General features: G+C 71.6%; 12 protein-coding genes. All 12 read left to right on the top strand.

Features of this window, described 5'->3' with window-relative positions; translation table 11 throughout:
• The first annotated feature begins 51 nt into the window (after positions 1-51).
• Complete coding sequence (locus SK854_RS32770) at positions 52-3,471, top strand: penicillin-binding transpeptidase domain-containing protein (protein WP_319979000.1); 3,420 nt, start codon at positions 52-54, stop codon at positions 3,469-3,471.
• Positions 3,468-5,558 carry a protein kinase family protein gene (locus tag SK854_RS32765; RefSeq protein WP_319978999.1) on the top strand — a complete coding sequence of 697 codons (2,091 nt, stop codon included), beginning with the start codon at positions 3,468-3,470 and terminating at the stop codon, positions 5,556-5,558. Before SK854_RS32770 ends, SK854_RS32765 begins: the two co-directional genes overlap by 4 nt.
• Positions 5,559-5,562: 4 nt before the next feature.
• Positions 5,563-5,847, top strand: a complete 285-nt coding sequence (locus tag SK854_RS32760) for a hypothetical protein (protein WP_319978998.1) — start codon at positions 5,563-5,565, stop codon at positions 5,845-5,847.
• Between the two features lie 13 nt (positions 5,848-5,860).
• A complete protein-coding gene (locus SK854_RS32755; protein ID WP_319978997.1) occupies positions 5,861-7,600 on the top strand; it encodes a hypothetical protein in 1,740 nt (579 codons plus the stop codon).
• Positions 7,597-9,516, top strand: a complete 1,920-nt coding sequence (locus tag SK854_RS32750; RefSeq protein WP_319978996.1) for a hypothetical protein — start codon at positions 7,597-7,599, stop codon at positions 9,514-9,516. Before SK854_RS32755 ends, SK854_RS32750 begins: the two co-directional genes overlap by 4 nt.
• Positions 9,517-9,518: 2 nt before the next feature.
• Positions 9,519-10,898 (top strand): hypothetical protein, encoded by a 1,380-nt coding sequence (locus SK854_RS32745; RefSeq protein ID WP_319978995.1) that lies wholly within the window; start codon positions 9,519-9,521, stop codon positions 10,896-10,898.
• Positions 10,898-11,392 (top strand): hypothetical protein, encoded by a 495-nt coding sequence (locus SK854_RS32740; RefSeq protein WP_319978994.1) that lies wholly within the window; start codon positions 10,898-10,900, stop codon positions 11,390-11,392. Before SK854_RS32745 ends, SK854_RS32740 begins: the two co-directional genes overlap by 1 nt.
• The gene (locus SK854_RS32735) at positions 11,392-11,988 is read left to right on the top strand and encodes a hypothetical protein (protein ID WP_319978993.1); all 597 of its coding nucleotides are present in this window, start codon (positions 11,392-11,394) and stop codon (positions 11,986-11,988) included. Before SK854_RS32740 ends, SK854_RS32735 begins: the two co-directional genes overlap by 1 nt.
• Complete coding sequence (locus tag SK854_RS32730; RefSeq protein WP_319978992.1) at positions 11,981-14,674, top strand: NACHT domain-containing protein; 2,694 nt, start codon at positions 11,981-11,983, stop codon at positions 14,672-14,674. Before SK854_RS32735 ends, SK854_RS32730 begins: the two co-directional genes overlap by 8 nt.
• Before the next feature lie 99 nt (positions 14,675-14,773).
• Positions 14,774-16,399 (top strand): serine/threonine-protein kinase, encoded by a 1,626-nt coding sequence (locus tag SK854_RS32725; protein ID WP_319978991.1) that lies wholly within the window; start codon positions 14,774-14,776, stop codon positions 16,397-16,399.
• Positions 16,396-17,937, top strand: coding sequence for an SPFH domain-containing protein (locus SK854_RS32720; RefSeq protein ID WP_319978990.1), 1,542 nt, complete (start codon positions 16,396-16,398; stop codon positions 17,935-17,937). Before SK854_RS32725 ends, SK854_RS32720 begins: the two co-directional genes overlap by 4 nt.
• Positions 17,924-19,480 carry an Hsp70 family protein gene (locus SK854_RS32715; RefSeq protein WP_319978989.1) on the top strand — a complete coding sequence of 519 codons (1,557 nt, stop codon included), beginning with the start codon at positions 17,924-17,926 and terminating at the stop codon, positions 19,478-19,480. Before SK854_RS32720 ends, SK854_RS32715 begins: the two co-directional genes overlap by 14 nt.

Here is a 19,480-nt window from a genome sequence, read left to right as displayed (position 1 = left end):
AGCAATCAGTGACGTTCATCCCTGTTCAGGAATCGGAGGGCTGCAGCGGCGATGAGTAACGGCCTCTCCGCATACTTGTCGATGTTCTTCGGCGGGACGGCAGGTTTCAGCCGGCTGTTCGTTCTGCTCGGGCTGGCGCTGGCCGTCGGCAACGGGCTGCGGTTCCTGACCAGCAGGCCCTCGGTGGCGATCGGCGCGCTCGGCTCGCCGCAGCCGGGGCGGTTCTTCACCGTGCCCGCCGTGCTGGTGCGCGGAGGTGTTCCGAGCCTGTGGTGGCCCTTCGCGCTGCTGTGGCTGGGGTTCTGGTTCGGCACCGGGTTCCGGACCACGCACTGGTCGCTCGCGGTGCTGGTGCTCGTGCTGGTCGCGGTGGCGTTCGGGCTGCACCTGCTGAGGGCGGCGCACGGACGGCGCGGAGAAGAAGTGGTGTCCGGGCCGGCGTTGGCGGTGTTGCTGACGACGGGGGTGCTCGTTCTCTTCGGGTTGTTGCTCACCGTGCGGCTGGAGGTCGTGCGCGATCCGGGTGTCGGGTTTCTCGGTGCGCTCGAAGGGGATGCCCCGGCGGCGGCGCTGACCAAGGTGATCCTGCCCGCCGCGGTGCTCGCGGCGGCGCTGGCGCTGCTGGCGCTGAAGTTGCGGCCTGGGCGCATCCGGTTCGAGCGGCCGCGGCACGACCGGTGGCACGCGGGCGGGCTGGCCGTGGTCTTCCTGCTGTTCGCGGCGCCGCTGCTGGGCGACGGGCAGCTCACGCTGGGCGGGATCGCGACGCCGGAGTACGGGAAGATCATCTACCTCGCGGTGCTCGCGATGATGCTCGCGGACCACGCGTACGGGTTCCGGATCGAGCGCGACTCGCTGCGGAACGCGAAGAACGACCCGAGGCTCGCGATCAAGGCGCGGCGGCATCTGCTGTACCCGTTCGCGTTGTTCGGCGTGGTCGGTGTCGCCAGCACGCTCAAGTCCGACATCGGACCGTTGATCCCGGTGTTCGCGGCGACCGTGACCATGGTGTGGCTCGTGGTCCGCGCCGAGGTGTCGAAGTCGCTGTACGTGAGCGGCCAGCGCGGTGCGAAGCGGTCGATGGCCGCGACGCGGACCGCGTGGACGTTCGTCAAGCCCGCGGTCGTGCCGCTGCTCGCGCTGGCGGCGCTGGGGCTTCTGGTCATGGTGACCACCTCGTACATCACGACGCGGTGGGAGACGCAGCGCAATCCGTGGGTCTACAACTGGGCACAGTCCTGTGTGGACGCTCCGCGGGGAGCGGCACCACCGGTGGCTCCCCCGGGAACCGAGGTGTGCCAGGAGACTCTCGCCGGCGGTTTCGCCAGCACGAACTCGCAGATCGCGCAGTCGCTCGCCACCATCGCCGACGGCGGCATGTGGGGCCGCGGACTCGCCGACACGACCTCACGGGGATTGCCCGCGGGCAGCTCGGACCTCGTGCTCGCGGTGATCTGGAGCAAGCTCGGCGGCTTCGTGGTGCTGCTGCTCAGCGCGTTGCTGGCGCTGCTGGCCGCGGCGCTCGCGAAGCTGTCCCGCACCACGGGCCAGGCCGCCTCGCCGGAACGGCTGTTCATCGGCGGGTTCGCGGGCATGGTGCTGGTGCAGTTCCTCTTCGTGCTGGCCGCGACGGTCAACGCCGTGCCGCACTCGGGCATCACCGCGCCGTTCCTGTCCTACGGCGTGCAGTCCACGGTCGCGCTCGGCCTCGGCGTGATCATCGCGGTCGCGCTGCACTACCGGACGGAACCGCGACCCCAGCCGCCGCTGAGACCGAAGCAGGCGCTGAGCCTGAGCTTCTCCCCCGTGCTGCTGGCGTTCCTGACCTGTCTGATGCTCGCGTGGGGCGTCACGGTCTGGCCCTACACCGGTCTCGCGGAGAACCGGCCCTTCTGCGCGACGACGTCGGCCGTGGTCGACGCCGAGCGGTGCTCGACCGACCGGATCGCGCACGCCCGCACGTCGGTCGAACTCGTCGTCGGCGGAAAGGCGCAGTACGTGCGCAAGGGCGCCGACCCGACCTGGGCACCGGTGGGGCAACCCTCCGTCGCGCTGGCCGATCTCGCCGGGATCGTCGACGGCAGTGCGTTGAACGACGCCCTGTCGAGCGGATCCGGCACGTCGCTCGCCGAACGCGTCGGCCCGGCCGCGATCGCGACGCCGGGTTCGGTCGAACTGTCGGTCGACCCCGCGCTCCAGGCCGCCATGGCGACGGCGCTGCGGACGCCCTCGGCCGGTGCCGGCCCGCTCGCCGGTGGACTGGTCGTGCTGGACGCGCGCACCGGGCACGTGCTCACGTCGGCCAGCGCGCCGACCGAGAACGCCCGCGCCACCGCCGACGTCACGGTCACGCCGGAGATGGAGAACTTCCTCACCGCGCACCGGAAGTACTACCACCGCAAGAAGGACGGCACGCCGGACGAGACGCGGCCTTGCAACGCGGACCAGCCGACCGCGGAAGAACGCGCAGGCTGCGTTCGCTGGGGTCTGCGCGCGGATCCCGGCCCGCGTTCGGACGAGGTGCAGGCGGGCCTGCGTGCTTACGTCGGAGGCCTGGAGGGCGTGGCGCTGCCGGGCCCGACGGTCAACCGGGCGCTCGGCAAGCGGTACGGCCTCGGCTCCACGTTCAAGGTGGTCGTCGCGGCGGCGTACCTGCGCCAGCCGGGCACCACCGCCCAGGACCTGATCCCCGCACCGCTGTTCCTGGAACTCGGTGGCCAGCGGATCAACAACTACGGCAAGGCCCTCTGCCCCGGCACGTCCCCCGACGGGAAGATCTCACTGACCCAGGCGCTCGCGGTCTCCTGCAACACCGCGTTCGTCCAGCTCGCGGGCAAGATCGGGTGGCAGAGCGTCGAGGAGACGGCGAAGGCGTTCGGGTTCTCGCTCACCGGGTCCGAGCCGGGGCCCGCGTGGCTCGCCGGGGTGACCGCGGGCGTGGATTCCGTTGTGCCGCACGGCCTCGCGGCGTCCGACATCGGCAACCCGGTGCTCGGCGGCGGCGAGGTCGAGGGCACGCCGCTGCAGATGGCCGCGGTGATGGCCGCGGTCGCCGGCGACGGCACCACGGTCCAGCCGTCGCTGGTCACCTCGGTCACCGACCCGAACGGCGGGCAGCGCCGCCCGGTCACCGGTGAGACGCGCAAGGTGCTGGAACCCGCGCAGGCCGAGCAACTGCGGCAGGCGTTGTCCGCCACCACGACCGCGGGCACCGCGACCGGACTGTCCACTGCGGACGGACGGGAGCTGTGGGTGAAGACCGGCACGCACGTGCTGGTGGAGGACGACGCGGCGGCGCCGGAAGGACAGTTCGTCCGGCAGATCGCGTGGCTCGTCGGCGCCATGCCGACGCCGAAGGGACCGGTGTCGTTCGCGGTCGCCGTCGAGACGAGCGACGAGCAGGCCGGGGCGGCGCGAGTCCGCCTGCTGGCGCAGCAGGCGATCAACAAGGTCACGGAGGTGCGCGGATGACCGCCGACATCGACCCCCGCTTCGAGGAGGCGGCGCGGATCGAGGCCACCACGAGGTTCCACGAGTTCCTGGTGCGCGAGAAGGCACCGGCGAGCGGCGTGTGGCTGGTCAAGATCCGGATCGTGACGTCGCGCCCGCTGTCCGACCCGGTCCGGGCGAAGATCCGCGAGTCGCTCCTCGACGTGCGCGGCGGCCACCGCGACGTCCGCACCAGGGTCACGTTCGTCGTCGACCCGGTCGTGCCGCGCGGCTGCGAGGTGCGCTGCGACGCGGCGGAGGCGGGCCGCGAGGAGGTCTCCGAGCCACCCCAGGAGTTCGACGACGACCAGTCCGAACTGCTGGTGCTGAGCTGGGGCACCCTGCGGTTCGAGTTCGTGCTGTCGGCGAGCCCGAAGTGGTTGCCGTTCGGCCGTCCGCACGCCAGGGACGACTACGGGCCGGGCGTGGTGCTCCCCCGCTCGATGCTCGCCGTGCCGTCCGGCAGGCTGCTGGACTTCCGCTTCCACAACGGGAAGCTGGAGCTGCGTCGGTTCCCGCACGGCCCGCACATCGCGGTGTCCGCCGACGACCACCTGCTGATCGCCGAGCAGAGCCCGCACGTCGTCGGCCGCCGCGGCCGCATCACCTACACCGACGTGAACACCGGTCTGGGCTGCACGCTCGACTACGAGCTGCAGGACTGGCTGGTCGGACAGCCGAGCGTGCCGGGCGAACCCGACCACCTGGACGGCTCGCCGCACCCCACCGTGCACGAGACCGGCCGGATCCTGCTGATCGAGCCGCCGTCCACCGCGAACAAGCCGGAGGAACGGCTCTTCCCGGTGCCGTCGAGCAGCCCGGAACGGCCGATGCGGCACCTGGTGACGCAGGTGCTCTACTCCGTGGCCACCGAGCAGGACCGGCCCGCACACCGCTGGCACGTCAAGATGTACCGCTGCGCGACCCCGCAGCACGCCGCCCAGCTGCGCCGCTACCTGCGCACCCAGGCCGTGCTCATCGAGCAGGTCAACGCCTCGGTCGGCGGCACCGCGCAGGCACCGCCGTGGGTGATCACGCCGGTGCACGTGCTGTCCGGCAGGACCGGTCTGACCGGGCCACCGCAGGCGACGGATCTCCTGATGCCGGAACACGAGGTGGTGTCCGACCCGGAGAACCGGCTGTCGGCGTGGTTCGGCGTCGCCGACCGGCCCCAGCCCGCCTGTTTCGTCCTCGTCGTGTCGCCGCTGCTGACGACGGTCGGCTGGCCCAGGGCGGACATGCGCACGGTCGCGCCGGGAGTCGAGCAGCTGCCGGAGCTGCGCACCCTCGCGATCGGCCTGGACGCCATGCACAAGCGGGACATCGCGCACTGCGACATCAAGCCGGCGAACGTCTGCCGCTACCTCACCGCGAACAACCGCAGCGGGTACGTGCTGATCGACGGCGACTCGGTGGCGCGTGCCACCGCGCAGTTGCCGGAGCTGAGGTTCAGCGCCGCCTACGCCTCACCGGAGGTGCTCCACCAGCGGCACCGCATGCGGGCGCCCGGCAGGGAACGGCAGGAGATCGACCTGCGCGAGCACGACCGGTTCGGCTTCGCGCTGGTCGTGCTCACCGCCGTCGCCGGCGAGGACCGGGTCGCGCCGATGCTGACGCAGGACGACGACGGCCGGCGCACGGTCGACTCGCCGGACGTCGTGGCCGGTGCGCTCGCGGCCTACTGGCCGGAGCACTGGCGGCCGTTCGCGAAGGTGCTCGCGGCGCCCTTCCAGCCGAGCGCGCTGAGCGGCGACGAGTGGAGCGCGACCAAGTGGATCGACGAGCTGCAGTCGCTCATCCGGACTCGTCCGTCCACACAGGACGATCGAAGCGAGGACGAGCCGCTGCCCCCGGTCGGCAGGCACGCGCGGCACGTGGACGAGATCCGCGCGGAGGTGCGGGCGCAGCCGCCGGGGCACAAGAACCGCGTCCCCGCGGTCGTCGCGGCGGTGCGGCGGCACCAGTTGTCCGTGGCGCGGCACGCGTACTGGCGGGAGGTCGCGGTGCTCGGCCTGCTGCCGATGGCGATCCCGCTGATCCTGCTGTTCGGCCTGTGGATGGGGAGGTGATGTCGTGCGCTACGAGGAGACGCTGCCCGGTGCGTTGCGCGACGCGGTGAGCCGGGTGTGCCCGCCGCCGGACTTCGACGAGTCGATCCGGCACGTGATCGGCGACTGGGTGCTGTGGGAGGAGCCGACCGCGACGGTCGCGCGGCGTGAGGCCGAGCCGCACGTGCACGGCTATCTCGAACAGGCGGCCGCGGCGGGAGCGACGTGCGGCAGGGCGTTCGCCCGGATCGTCCTGCTGCCGGTCACGGCGTTGTTGCTGGTGCTGTTCGTCCTGCTGGCCCTGCTGTGAACGGAAGACGCGAATGACGTGGTCCCACAACCTCAACCAGCTCAGGCGATGTCCCGCGTGCGACGACGACCTGGGTGTCCCGCCGTCGCACGCCGAGGACGGCTCCTGGCGACGGCCGAGCCTCCTGCTGGAGGTGTGCGGTACCGAGCGCGGCGCGATGGAGTGGCGGCTCAGCTCGTTCGACAAAGCAGTCGAGGCGCAGTCGAAGGGCTACCACCGGTCCCGGCCCGGCTGGGTGTACCGGATGTGCGGTGACGGCCACGTCTTCCTCGACCACATCAGGATGACCGGCGAGAGTGTCGGTACGGAGTGGACGGTCGACGACTTCGACGTGGCCGCCACGATCGGCGGCGTCGCGGCCGGCAAGAGCTACCTGGTCCTGCGCACCCTGCACCAGCAGCTGTCGGTGAGCGGCCTGCCGCACATCACCTCGCCGGACCGGCCGATGCAGGTCAACAGCCACACCGTGGACTGGCTGGAGGACACGCCGCTGCAGGTGCTGCTGCAGAACTACCGCGAGACCGAGGAGAAGGGGCTCCCGCTCGGGCCGACGGTGCTGCGCACCACGGTGCCGTTCCACTTCCTCAGCGCCAACATCTCCCCCGACGTCGTACCCGCTCTCCTCGAACTGCAAGAAAAGCTCGGCGGCGAGGGACACCTCGACCGGTCGTCGTGGGGACGGCGGATCCGTCAGCCGATCCTGTGCCGGTACCAGATCGGCGGCAAGCGGGTGCTCGTCGCGATCGCCGACCTCGCGGGTGAGCAGTTCGCGAAGTCGGCGCTGGAGGACGACTACCACCAGCGGCTGCTGCGCAACTACGGCACCCTCACCTGGGTCATCGACCCGGCGATCGCGAAGCCGTTCGCCGCGTTCATCCCCGAGGACACCGCCGAGGAGACGATCGCGGCCAGCGTCCGGCCGGGTGAGAGCGTGAACAACGACCTGCGCGGCGTGCTGAACCAGCGCAACGCGGTGCAGCGCCGGGTCGCGGGCACCCTGGCGCAGGAGTCGAGCCCGCTCGCGTCCAACATCGGGGCGCGGCAACACGTCCTGGTGTGCATCACCAAGATGGACCTCGTCCACCTGGGGTTGCGCCGGGGCAGGAGACTCGACGAACTCGGTGCGCCAGGGGCGATCGTCAAGGGCGCCGCGCGGTATCTGGCGGAGCTCGCGGTCCGGTTCAGCGGGCCGAACCGGAGGATGGTCGAGGACGCGGCCCTGCACTCGATCCTCGACCCGATCGACCGGACGCGGCACGAGCCGAACCTGTTCGAGGCGACCGTGCGCCAGTTCGCCACGGCGATCGTGGAGCACCACGCGAACCCGGACGCCTGGTGGAACCTGGTGCACGTCGGTGGTGGCGCGGTGATCGAGGTGCGCGAGGGCGAGCACTCGTCGGTGCTGCCCGCGAGCCGGATCCTGTTGCCGTCACTGGACTCGCACATCGCGGGCGCGCTCACGCCGCACCAGTCGGCGGTGCTGCGCACCAGGGACCTCGTCATGTCCGCGCTGGGGTGCGGCATCGCGTTCGCGCTCGGGTTCGAGCAACGCGTCGAGTCGATGCTCGGGCAGAAGTGGCGCGACGTCCGGTTCTTCCTGTGCTCCCCGCTGGAGCACGCGCCCGTCCGGGTCGCCGCGACGAGCGAGCTGATCGAGCCGCAGGACGCGAGCGCGGTCTTCCCCGATGTCGACGAGAGATCAGCGGCACTGTCCCAGTTGCTGCTCTGCCTGCTCCGGAGGATGCGGCCGTGACCGAACACGTCGTCGTTGAGTGGGGTGACCACGCCGGCAGCGGCTTCGCGCCGTACGCCGATCCGCGGCGGGGTGAGGCGCCCGCACCCGCGTTCGTCAGGGCGGCGAACGACCTGCAGGACGAGATCGTGCCTCAGCCGCCGGAGGACGCGCGCGACAACGACCGGTTCCCGGTGTGGGGACTGCAGAAGGTCGACGTCGAGGACCACGGTCCGCACTGGTGCTTCACCGTGCAGGGCCGGGGTGGCGCGTTCGGGCGGGCGGGCAGCTGCCAGTTCCTGTTCGCGCCCGTCACCGCGGATCCCGCCGAGGTGTGGGCGCACGGCGTCGCACTGATCGGCAGGGACGGCAAGCTCGGTCACGAACCGCGCCCGGTCCCGCCGCACGGTGTGGACCCGTCTCTGCTGCTGGGGCCGCTCACGGCGCTGGCCGAAGGTCGCAGACGCGTCGCGGTGGCCGGCCCTCCCGCCGAGGTCGCGGCCGTGATCGGCTGCCTCGTCACGGCGTTGCCGAGCGCGGTGGTGGCCGAGCACATCTGGATGACGTTCCCGCTGAGCACGCCGGTGCTGGACAAGCGTCCCAGCGTCACCGGACGGTGGCCGGCCGAGCAGTCGGACACGCTCAGCGCCCGGCGGGTCGCGCGCTGGCTGGAGCCCGATCGGGACGAGCTGCCGGAGTCCCTCCCCCGTCGCGCGGACGAGGCGCTCGGGTGGCTGGCGCAGCTCGCCGCGGCCGGGCGCCGCACCCCGGCGCACCGCCGTTCGTCGTCGTTGCGGGCGTTGCTGGACCTGATCATCGCCGAGGAACTGGGCATCACCGAGGCGGACATCGCGAACCTGGTGCACACGCACGACCAGCGACTGCGCAACGGCACCAACCCGGACATGGTGCTGCGGTGGGCGACCCAGCAACCCGGCTCCGCGATCAGCGAACTGCTCCGGAACCCGCCGCAGTGGCTGGAAACGCTGCTGTTCGACGGGTTGATGCACGCGCAGCTGCACGCCGGACCCGGCCAGAACCCGGCGCTCTTCCCGCCCGCGCACGCCGCCAGCGGCAACTGGCACGCGCGGCTCGCCGACCTCCTCCGTGCGCGTCACCCCCAGCAGGAGGAGCTCCAACGGTTCGTGCGCGACCACGTGGTCGCGCCCGGCAAGCCACTCGGCACGCCCGATCTCGTGCAGCACTGGCGGAACTGGCTGGTGAACCTCGGCGTCTCGCCGAACGATCCGTCCATCTTCCCGTTGCCCGTCAAGGACATCGCGGCCGCTCTGATGCAGACCGGCCGGATCTCCGACCCGCACCAGCAGTTCCTGCGGGCCTCGGGCGATCCGGCCGAGGCGATCAGGTCGGTCGTGCAGCGCATGAAGCACGTGACCCCGGCGGGCGCCGCCGTGCTGATGGCGGTGCCGGACAACTCCGAGGGCAGGGTCCAGGTGCTCAAGACCGTGCTCGCGCACAACACGTTCCGCGAGTCGGAGGCCGCGGCGTGGCTCGTCGAGCTCATGACGACGACCGGGTCGAGCCGGGTGAAGGAGGCGACGGTCATCGCCGGGACCCAGCACCTCGAGAAGGCCGGGCCGCTGCCCGCCACGTTCCTGGCGTCGGTGCTGGAGTACTGGAGCGTGCTGTCGGAGGAGGAGCCCGTCGCACAGGTGGTGCTGCGGGACGCGGGGGTTCTGTTGCGTCCCAAGACACCTGCCAGGAGAGCACCTTCACCGATGCCGCGGCAGGACGACGGCTGGCCGGTGCGCGACGAACCGGCGCGGTCGCTCGCGCTCGTCCCCGAGCCCGTCCAGGAGGACGACCGGGCCGACGACGGACAGGGCTCGTGGTGGGCCGTGTCCGCACTGGTCGCGACGTCGGTGGTGGTCGTGCTCTTCCTGCTGGTGAGCGCCGTGCTCGGTCGATTGGGGTAGTGATGACCGAACCGTTGTCCGCGGCCCGGCAGATGGCCGCCCTGACCAAGGCCGCCATGTCCACGATGGACAGGACGGCCGGGGTGTCCGCCCGCAACCGTCCTCCGCACCTCGCCCAGCTGCACGGCGTCCTGGAGATCGCCGTGCAGCAGGCCAAGCAGGTCGAGTCGAACCCGGCGGCCGCCGACCGCGACGCCGACCTGTGGCGGCTGCGCGAACCCGGCTACCTGCGGGCGATCTGCGAACACCCGCCCGCACACCCCGGCAACGCGCTGGTGCTGCTCCCGGTCGTCCTCACCTGGTCCGCGCTCGGTGTCGCGGAATGGCGCTACGTCGAGCAGTACACGTCGAGCGATCCCGGCGCCCGCCCGTCGTTCTTCGCGGACTGGCTCTCCCAGCCCTGGTACCTCGGTCCGGTGATGCTGTCGCTGGTGATCGTCGTGACGGTGCTGTGGATCATGCTGAACCACCGCCGCACCTGGTCGTCGCACCGCCGCGCCGACACGATCGACCGCGTCGCACACCAGCTCGAGGTGGACCTGCTCCCGCCGCTCGCCGTCCTGCGTGCCCAACTGGGCACGTCGTCGCCGGAACAGCAGACGCGCGAGGCGGCCGCCACCCTGGCCGGTGCCGCGCAACGCCTCGGCGAGGCCTCCTCCCGCCTGGCCGCCGCCTCCGAGGTGGTGGACCGCCTGGGCGCGGTGGCCAGGGAACTCGTGGCCGCCCTGCCGGACCTCGCCCGCCAGGTGGACGCGTTCTCCGCGGTGCAGCAACGGTTCGGCGAGCAAGCCGGCGAGATCGTCACCGCGGTGGCACCTCTTGAGACCGTGGTGGCCGATGTCGGCGTCGCGGCGGCCCTGGCGCGCGAGGCCTCGGCCACCTCCGGGGAGGTGGTGCGCGCGGCGACCGTGCAGACGTCGCTGGCCCACGACCTCTCCACCCGCAACGCCGCACACCGCGACCTGCTGGAGGAGGCGCAGAAGCCGTTCTCCGCGGCCGCCGACTCGGTCGCAGGTGCGGCGGATCGCTTCCAGGCCACCGTGTCCGCGCTGCAGGAGACCACCGGCAAGTTGCGGGAGACGATCCGCGAGGTGAACTGGCTCGCGATGGTGTCCGACGGTCTGCGCCATCCCACCGAGCACCCGGACCACGTCCAGCCCGGCCACACCGAGCCACGCCGCCACGGTGACCAGCCTGGCAACGGCGACCGGCCAGGCCACACCGACTCGCCAGGCCACACCGACTCGCCAAGTCATACCGGCTCGCCAAGTCACGCCGACCGGCCAGGCCGCACCGAGTCGCCGGGCCACACGGACCCGCCAGGCCACACCGGCTGGTCGACGCCGCCCGACCAGGCCACACCTCCGGGCCAGGTGGCGTGATGGCGCGCAGGCAACCGGTCAACGCCCTCGGCATCGCCGGCTGGCTCTTCGCGGAACTGGCCCTGGTGCTGATGATCGTCGCCCTCGGGTCGGACGATCACGTACCGGCGGCGGCCCGACCGGCCACCCCGTCCGCCTCACCCGCCCCGACCACGAGCACCACCGCCTCGCCGGAAGGCCTGTCGCTGACCACGAAGTCGTTCATCATGTCCGTGGACGGGTCCAGCGCGGGCGTGGTGGACGAGTTCCGCCGCAGGCTTCTCGACGAGGTCGGGCCGGACGCGCGGGTCGGGCTGATCCTGGTGTTCGGGAAGTCACGCGACCCGTCCGTGCCGACGCAGGGAACCCTGGTCTCGCAACAGCTCAAGGACCTGGTGGTGCCGGCGGGCCTGCCCCAGCTGAGCACCATGAACGACATGCGTGCCTACCTCGGGTCGGACGGCGCGCCCGGTGACGCCAAGGTCGAACTGTTCCTGCTCGGCGGCGGCCGCTGATGCGGCGGCGCGGTCCGGACGTCGTCGTGGTCGACGGGTCAGGCGCGGAGCGCGGCTCTGCGCTGTGCTCTGTCCTGGGACGCAACGGACTTACCGCGGAGCCCGCGTCCGCTTTGGACATCAAGACGCATCCGAAGGCGCGCGTGCTGCTGCTGATGCCCGTTGACGAGCTGCCGGACGACGGGCATCACGTGCTGTCCGTGGTGGCCGGGCTGCGCGGACGGTTCGAGGGGCGGTTCGTGGTGGCGTGGCACGTGCCGCACCGGGTCCGCGCCAAGGTCGCCGCCACCATCGGGAACAGTGCCGCGTTGCTGCTCGGCACCAGCTGGCAGCGGGAGCTGGCGCGGCACGCCACGGCCTTCGACGCCGTGCGGTGCCGGGACCGGCAGGTGCGCGAGCTCATGTCGGCGCGGCGGATCGGCGGCAAGGCCGTCGAGCGGTTCCGCGCCGACCTCGACGCGGTGGATCCGTTGGCACTGCACGACATCACCGCGCAGGTGGCCGATCACGGGGAGGAGACGCGGCTGTTCTGGCCGCCGCCGGAGTCGATCGTCGAGGCGCTCCGGCTCCGGAACGCGGCGGTGCCCGGTGGCTGAGTACCGGAACGTCTTCAAGGGGACCGCCGACAGGGTGTTGCAGGCGGGGTACGTGCGGACCGTGCGGTTCGACGCGTCCGGAGACGTGCCGGTCGACGAGGCGGTGCGCGATCTGGCGCCGTTGTTCGCCGACGTGCTCGCGGACGGGTTCACCGGACGGCGGTGGCTGATCGAGCAGATCGACGGGTTCGTGGCCGAGCAGCCGTGCGGTCATGTCTGGGTGGAAGGGGATGCGGGCGTCGGGAAGACCGCGCTCGCGGCGCATCTCGTCCGCGAACGGGGCTGGGCCGGGCACTTCTCACGGCTGACGCTCGGCGGTTCGGCCAAGGTCGCGCTGCGCAACCTGGCGGGGCAGCTCGCACGCGATCACGGGCTCGCGACCGACGGTCTGCTGCCCGAACGCTGGTGCACGCCGGAAGGGTTCCCGGCGTTGCTCGCCAAGATCACCCCTCCGCTCGTCCTGGTCGTGGACGGCGCCGACGAGGCCGAGCAGGTGGCTGGCGCACAGCCGTGGGGGCTGCCGATGGAGCTGCCGCAAGGGGTCTTCGTGGTGGGCACCTACCGGACGGGCAGCCCGCCGCCGAGATCCACGGCACCCGCTGCGGTGGTACGGCTCTCCGCGACCGATCCTCGCAACGTCGCCGACGTGGCAGAGCACTTGGCCCAGGTCCGGCCCGACGCCGCCGGTGAACTCGTCGAACGCTGCGGCGGCGTGTGGGTGTACCTGCGGTACGTCCTCAACGAGATCCAGCTAGGCACCCGCACCACCGCCGACCCGCTGCCGAAGGACCTGGCGAGGTACTACGTCGACACGCTGGAGCGGTGGAGCCGGACGGACGCGCTGCTGCCGCTCCTCGCGACCCTGGGCGTCGCGGGTGAACCGCTCGACGCCAGAACCCTGGCCGCACTGTCCGATGTGGACGAGAATGCGGTGAGGGAACACTGCCACCGGACGCTGCGGCCGTTCCTCGGCGCCGTAGACGGGCAGGACGGCCGCGGTTTCGCGCTGTACCACGCCAGTCTGCGGGAGTTCCTCGCCGGCGTGCGCCCCGGCGACGAGAGTCCCGAGCAGGACTGGAAGTGGTGGGATTTCCTGCGGTCGGCCACCATCGCCGCGCACGACCGGATCGCGGAGCACCACCTGACCGGAACGGTCGACGACGGCTATCCGCTCAGGCACCTGGCACGCCATCTCGTGGGCGCGGGTCGCGACGAGGACCTGCACCGGCTGCTGCACGCGGACGACGCGAGCGGAAGGCCCATGTGGTTCGCCGCGCACGACCGAGCCGGCACGGTCGACGGTTTCCTGTCCGACGTCGAGGTCGCGCGCGGCCTCCATGCCTCGACGACCGACCAGGCGCTCGCTGAGAAACAGCCCGCATCAACGCTGTGCGACGAGGTCTACTACCAACTGGTCACGGCTTCGGTCGTCAGCCGTACCAACGCGATCCCCGCCGAACTGGTCGCCGCACTCGTCACCGGCGGCGTGTGGACGCAGGCTCGTGCGGTCACCCACGCACTCAGATTGCCCACGGCCACGGCGCGAGCACACGTGCTGGCCGTGCTCGCGGCCGAGACCGCCGCACAGGACGTCCTGGACCTGGCGCTCGCCCAGGCCGGGAAGGTCAGCTCCCCGTATCCCCGCGCCGAGGTGCTGCTCAAGCTGGTCCCCCACCGCCCCAGCCTCGCCGCGGAGGCGTTGCAGGCCATCGAGGAAGTCGCCGGTGAACACGAACGGGCCGGCGCCATCGCGGACCTGGTTCCCTGGCTGAGCGACCTCGGCGCCGCGCGCACGCTGGCGGAGGACCTCACCAACCCCCACGCACGAGCGCGCGCGTTGACCGCGCTCGGCGACCGGACCGGCGCCCTCGAAGCGGTGCGCACGATCAGCAGCGAAGAGGACCGGGCCAATGCGCTCGCCGTCCTCGCGCCGCACCTGTCCGACGCCGATTCGGCCGAAGCCCTGGCCGTGGCCGGGACCATCACCGGACACCACCGCGCCGCCGCTGTGGCAGCGCTGACCACAAGGACACCGGCACCTGATCGCAAGCCGATCCAGGAAGCACGGGACGAGGCCTTCGCGATCGCTGATCCGTGCGACCGTGCCGAAGCGTTGACGCGACTCGCACCCCTGCTGCCCATCGCGCAACGACGAGAAGCGCTGACCGAAGCACTCGCCGCCGCCACCGCACCCGACGACGGCGGCCGGGACCTGCCCGCGGGCCTGGACTGGCCGGGCCTCACCGCGACCCGCAGCCGGCCGGACACCCTGACGACGATGTCGGCCTACCTGAAGAGAAGACAAGAACCCGTTGTCCAGCAAGGAACCGATCTCGACACCCTCCTGTCGCGAGCGACCACCCACACCGACGACCGCTCCCGGTCCCGCGCACTCACCGAACTGGTGCCACACCTGTCCACGCCCGCCCAGCTCACCGCCGCGCTCGCCTCGACGCCGTACGGGGACCGGGATCTGCTCTGCGCGGTGCTGCTGCGAGCCGGCGACGTGGTGGCCGACGACGCGGTCTTCGTCGCCCTCCTCCGCCACGCGCTGAGCAGCGGCGGCCGCGTCACCTGCACGGCGATCCTGGCCGCGGCGCTGCCCAGGATCGAGGGCCTCGCCGGGGACGACGCGGCGGAGCGGCTCGAGGCGGCGCTGCACGACGTGCACCGGCGGTGGCCGTGACCCAGTGGCCAATAAGTGGACAAAAGCCCAGTTCACAGTCGTTCGATCCTACGATTCACCCATCAGGCGGCACCTGTTGCGACATCACGAGGACGACCGATGAGTGAGGTGACCGCCCTGGGGCCCGGTGATCCGCGGCGGCTGGGGCCGTACCGGCTGCTCGGCAGGCTCGGCGCGGGCGGCATGGGCGTCGTGTACCTCGCCGTCTGGCCCGGCACCGATCGGCAGGTCGCGATCAAGGTGATCAACCGGTCCTACGCGGAGGTCCCGAAGTACCGCGTCCGGTTCGAACGCGAGGTCCGGACCGCGACGTTGATCAGGTCCCCGCACGTCCCGCGGCTGCTGGACGCGGAACTGGAGTCCGACGAGCCGTACGTGGTGACCGAGGTGGTCCGCGGCACGAGTCTCGCCGGCCTGGAAGAAGGCCTCGCCCCCGATCGGCTGCTGACCGTGGCGAGGGACACCGCCCAGGCGCTCATGGACATCCACGCGCACCAGATCGTGCACCGCGATCTCAAGCCCTCCAACGTGATGATGGCCGGCGAACGGGCGGTCGTGATCGACTTCGGGATCGCGGCCGACCTGGCCGACCTCGTCCGCGTGACCACCACCGGCCACGTCGTCGGGACGCTGCCCTACCTGGCGCCCGAACTGGTGGACCCGCGGCGGGCGGCACCGGCCTCGCCCGCCTCCGACGTGTTCTCCTGGGGCTGCCTGCTCTACTTCGCCGCCACCGGCCGGGCCGCCTTCTCCAGCGCGGGAACCACGCTCACCCAGCCGATCCCGGACCTCACCGGCGTTCCGGGCGTTGTCCGCGAACTGGTCGCGCGCACCCTCGACAAACGTCCCGAACGACGCCCGTCGGTGCGGAGCATCCTGGACGAGCTGGCCACCGTGGGCGCGGAAGTGGTGCTGTGCGGCGGGAACGGGCGAAGCCACACCGCACGCCTGCTGGCCGTGCTGCTCGACAACGGACTGGCCGTGCGGGTGTCGGCCGACCCTGATTCCCTTGCCGACGCGCGGGTTCTGGTCGTGGTCGTCTCCGAACGGCCGGACGCGGCGGTGCGGGACATGCGGCTCGCGGCGAGGCAGCGCGGGGTGACCGTGCTCGTGGTGCTCGCCGGCGGCCACCACGAACCGGACGTCTTCCTCGACGCCCGCACCGGAGCGCTGCCCGATGCCACTCAGCTGCGGGCCCTGCGCGTTCTCGCGATGGGCTGGGACACCGTTCCGGTCCCGGAGTTCTTTCCCACGGCACCGCTCGACGCCACGGCAGCGCTCGACCCCGCGGTGGCCGAGATCGCCGCCGCACTCGCCGAGGGCGACCTGGTGACCGCGGATCTGCACACCACGGCGGTGTTGCTGGCCGCGGCGGGCTGCGCGGACCACGGCTGGGCAGGGCTCGACGAGGTCGCGTCCATCGGCGAACGGCTACTGCGGGACTGCGCGCGCGTCTGGCACGAAGGCACGGACGGCAAGCACGGTTTCCTGGCTCAGCGCCTGCTCATGACGGACCGCACCGGGACCGAGGTCGCCGACCTGGCCCACCTGTTCGGCTGGGGCGACCCGCTGGGCATTCCGGCCGACTACCCGGTCTGGGTGACGTGTGCGGGACCCGGGTTCTTCCCGACCCTGCGCCACGAAGTCCCGTCAGACGCTTGGTTCGACAACTGGAACATCACTGTTTCCGCACTCTACGGGCGAATCCGGAGTGAGTTCTCATGATCGTGGTCATCGTTGTCCTCGTCCTGCTGGCCGTGGCGTTCACCGCCGCGGCGGTGCCGATCCTGCGCAGGATGCGGTATCTCCCGCTGCACCGGTACGCCGTCGCGACCCGCAGGTGGGGCCTGCCCGCGCCGAACCAGTCGCGGGAGGAGTTCCTGCTCCGACGCACGCGGATCGTGCGAGGCGGGCAGACGATCCCGCCGTGGTCGTGGCTGTACGACATCCACGAGTACGACTACATCAGCATCCCGACGGGCACCGTGGGACTGGTCAAGGCCAAGATCGGCGCCAACGCGCCGGCGGGCCGCAGGCTGTCCAGGTACGTCGAGTGCGACCGCTTCCAGAGCGTCACGATGTTCCTCAAGGGCGACTGCGAGCAGGGCGTACAGCCGGAGCTGTTGCGCGGCGGCGAGGCGTACGCCATCGACCCGCAGGTGTTCGACGTGTACACAGTGGACACTCTGCCCGCCGACTTCCCGGCCAAGGCGGACGACCTGCAGCTGGTCTCCGTCGACGCCGAGGACGTCGGCGTCGTCATCGTGACCGACGCGCCGGCACCCGACGACCTGCGCGCGCCCGCGCCCAAGGTGGACGGGCACAACAACTTCCAGAAACCGTGGGAGTTCCTCTGGAACGGCGGGCGCAGCGGGCCGCAGACCGACATCCTGCCGGGCGGCGCGACCTACGCGATCAACCCGCTGTTCGCACGGGTCGTGCACATCCCGACCCGCGAGCTGACCCTGACCTGGGGCACCAAGTCCGGCACCGAGGACCGCTACGACTCGGAACTGGGCCCGCTGCGGGTGACCATCCAGGGCTTCCAGCTGGAAGTGGAGCTGACCCAGACGCTGTCCATCCCTCCGCACGCCGCGCCGTTCCTGGTCAAGCGGTTCGGTGAGGAGGCGGACGGCGACATCGGCGACCACAAGTCCACCGCCGTGAAACGGTTCGTGGGCAGGGTTCTGGGCGAGAAGGTTCGGGGCTACTTCAACGAACGCGCCAGCGGCGGCGAGATCGACAGGTTCCTGCACGAGCTCGCCGACCTGCGCGGGAAGCTGAAGGTCCAGATCACCCAGGCGCTGGCCGAGGTCCAGGTCGACGCCGGCGAGACGACGATCGGCGAGATCCGGTTCGCCTCCGACGAGCTCAACAAGGAGTACCGCGAGTACGTGGTGCTGCAGCAGCGGTTCCGGAAGCTCGAGCAGGAGCTGCTCAGCCAGCACGTGGCCAACGACATCGAGCACGCCCGGCTGCAGGTGCACAAGGCGAAGCTCGCCGCCCAGCTGGACGTGCTGATCGAGCGGCTGGGTCTGGATCACGTCAGGGACGAACGCAAGCTGGACCGCGATGTCCTGCGCATTCCACCGACCTACATCGTTGCCGGCATCGGGACGGGCGCCGAACCGATCGGCCCGTCGCGGCCGTCGGAACGGATCGCGATCCCCGCGTTCGACGCCGCCGAAGGGCTGGACGTGTTCGACATCAGCCCCGGTCTGCCGTCCCGGAACGAGAGGACCGAGACCGGTGCCCCCGAATGAACAGGCCCGGCCGGTGCTGGGCATCGACCTGGGCACCACCTACACGTGCGTGGCCGGGATCGACCGGCGGGGCGAGGTCGTGCTGCCCAACGCCGACGGCGAGTCGATCACACCGTCGGTGGTCTACTTCGCCGACGACGGCACGGCTCTGGTCGGCAGTGCCGCCGTGGCCCGGCGCGATCAGGAACCCGGCCGGGTCGTCTCGCTGATCAAACGGGAGATGGGCAGGGCCGACGTCACCGTGGACGCGGGCGGGCGCCGCTACCACCCGCAGCAGGTGTCGGCGGTGATCCTGCTCAAGGTCGTCCAGGACGCGTTGCGGCACCTGGGCCGTGCGATGCCCGCGACAGGGCCGGTCGCCGACGCGGTGGTCGCCGTGCCCGCCTACTTCGGCGCGGCCGAGCGCAAGGCCACCGCCCAGGCGGCCCAGCTGGCGCGGCTCAACCTGCTCGACCTGGTCAACGAACCCGTTGCCGCGGCGGTGGCCCACGGCCTGCACCGCGGCGGCGAGCGCACCGCGATGGTGTACGACCTCGGCGGCGGGACGTTCGACGTGACCGTCATCCAGGTCCGGCCGGACGGCCCGGCCAAGGTCGTCGCCATCGAGGGCAACCACCGCCTCGGCGGGGCCGACTGGGACCGGCAGCTGACCGAGCTCCTGCTCGGCAGGCTGAACTCCGCCGCGGAATCGCTGCGCGGCGACCCGAAGCTGATGGGCGGCCTGGTGCGGCAGGTGGAACAGCTCAAGATCGCCCTGACCGGCGCCGAGCGCCACACCGCGCTGATCACCGTCCCCGGTGGCGCGGAGCACGCCGTGACGATCACCCGGGACGAGTACGAGGAGGCCACCGCCGACCTGCTCGGCCGCACCGTCGAGCTGACCCGCGACGCACTGGAGAAGGCACGCCCGCACGGCGTCGAGAAGATCGACGATCTGTTGCTGTCCGGCGGTATGTCCCGCACTCCGGCGGTGGCGCGCCGGCTCGCCGAGGAGCTGCCGGAACTGCCCGCCGCCCGGCTGGCCCACGACGCCGACCACACCGTCGCCAAGGGCGCGGCCCGGCTGGCGTGGCACGCCCTGGGCCACGACACCATCGACGAGATCAGCACCGTCACCGCCAAGGGGTACGGGGTGGCGGTGGTGCGCGACGCGGCCCGTCCCGCGCTCGGGCACGGGGTGCTGTGGATGATCCCGCCCGGCGCGGACGCCCCCGCGGTGCGACGGCATCAGGTGTGCACGATCCGCGACGACCAGCGCCGCATGGCGATCCGGGTCTACGAGTCGGCCACCGGGTTCGTGCACGGAGACCTCGCGGACGATCCGGCCGACCACGTCGGCCTGGTCGCGGGCGAGATCACCGGACTGCCCGCGGGTCTGCCGAAGGGCGAGCCGGTGGAGATCTGCTTCGAGCTGAAGGCCGACGGCGTCCTGCGGGTGCACGCCCGCGCGGGCAACGGCGCGTCTCTGCGGCTCGACGCGGAGGTGGCCGGGGCGATGACCGAGACCGAGATGAGCGCGCCGCTGCCGGGAATCCGTCGCTGA

Origin of the sequence: Lentzea sokolovensis (assembly GCF_033949975.1) — a bacterium.
GTDB classification, from domain to species: domain Bacteria; phylum Actinomycetota; class Actinomycetes; order Mycobacteriales; family Pseudonocardiaceae; genus Lentzea; species Lentzea sokolovensis.
This window is presented reverse-complemented; position numbering and strand designations above follow the sequence as displayed.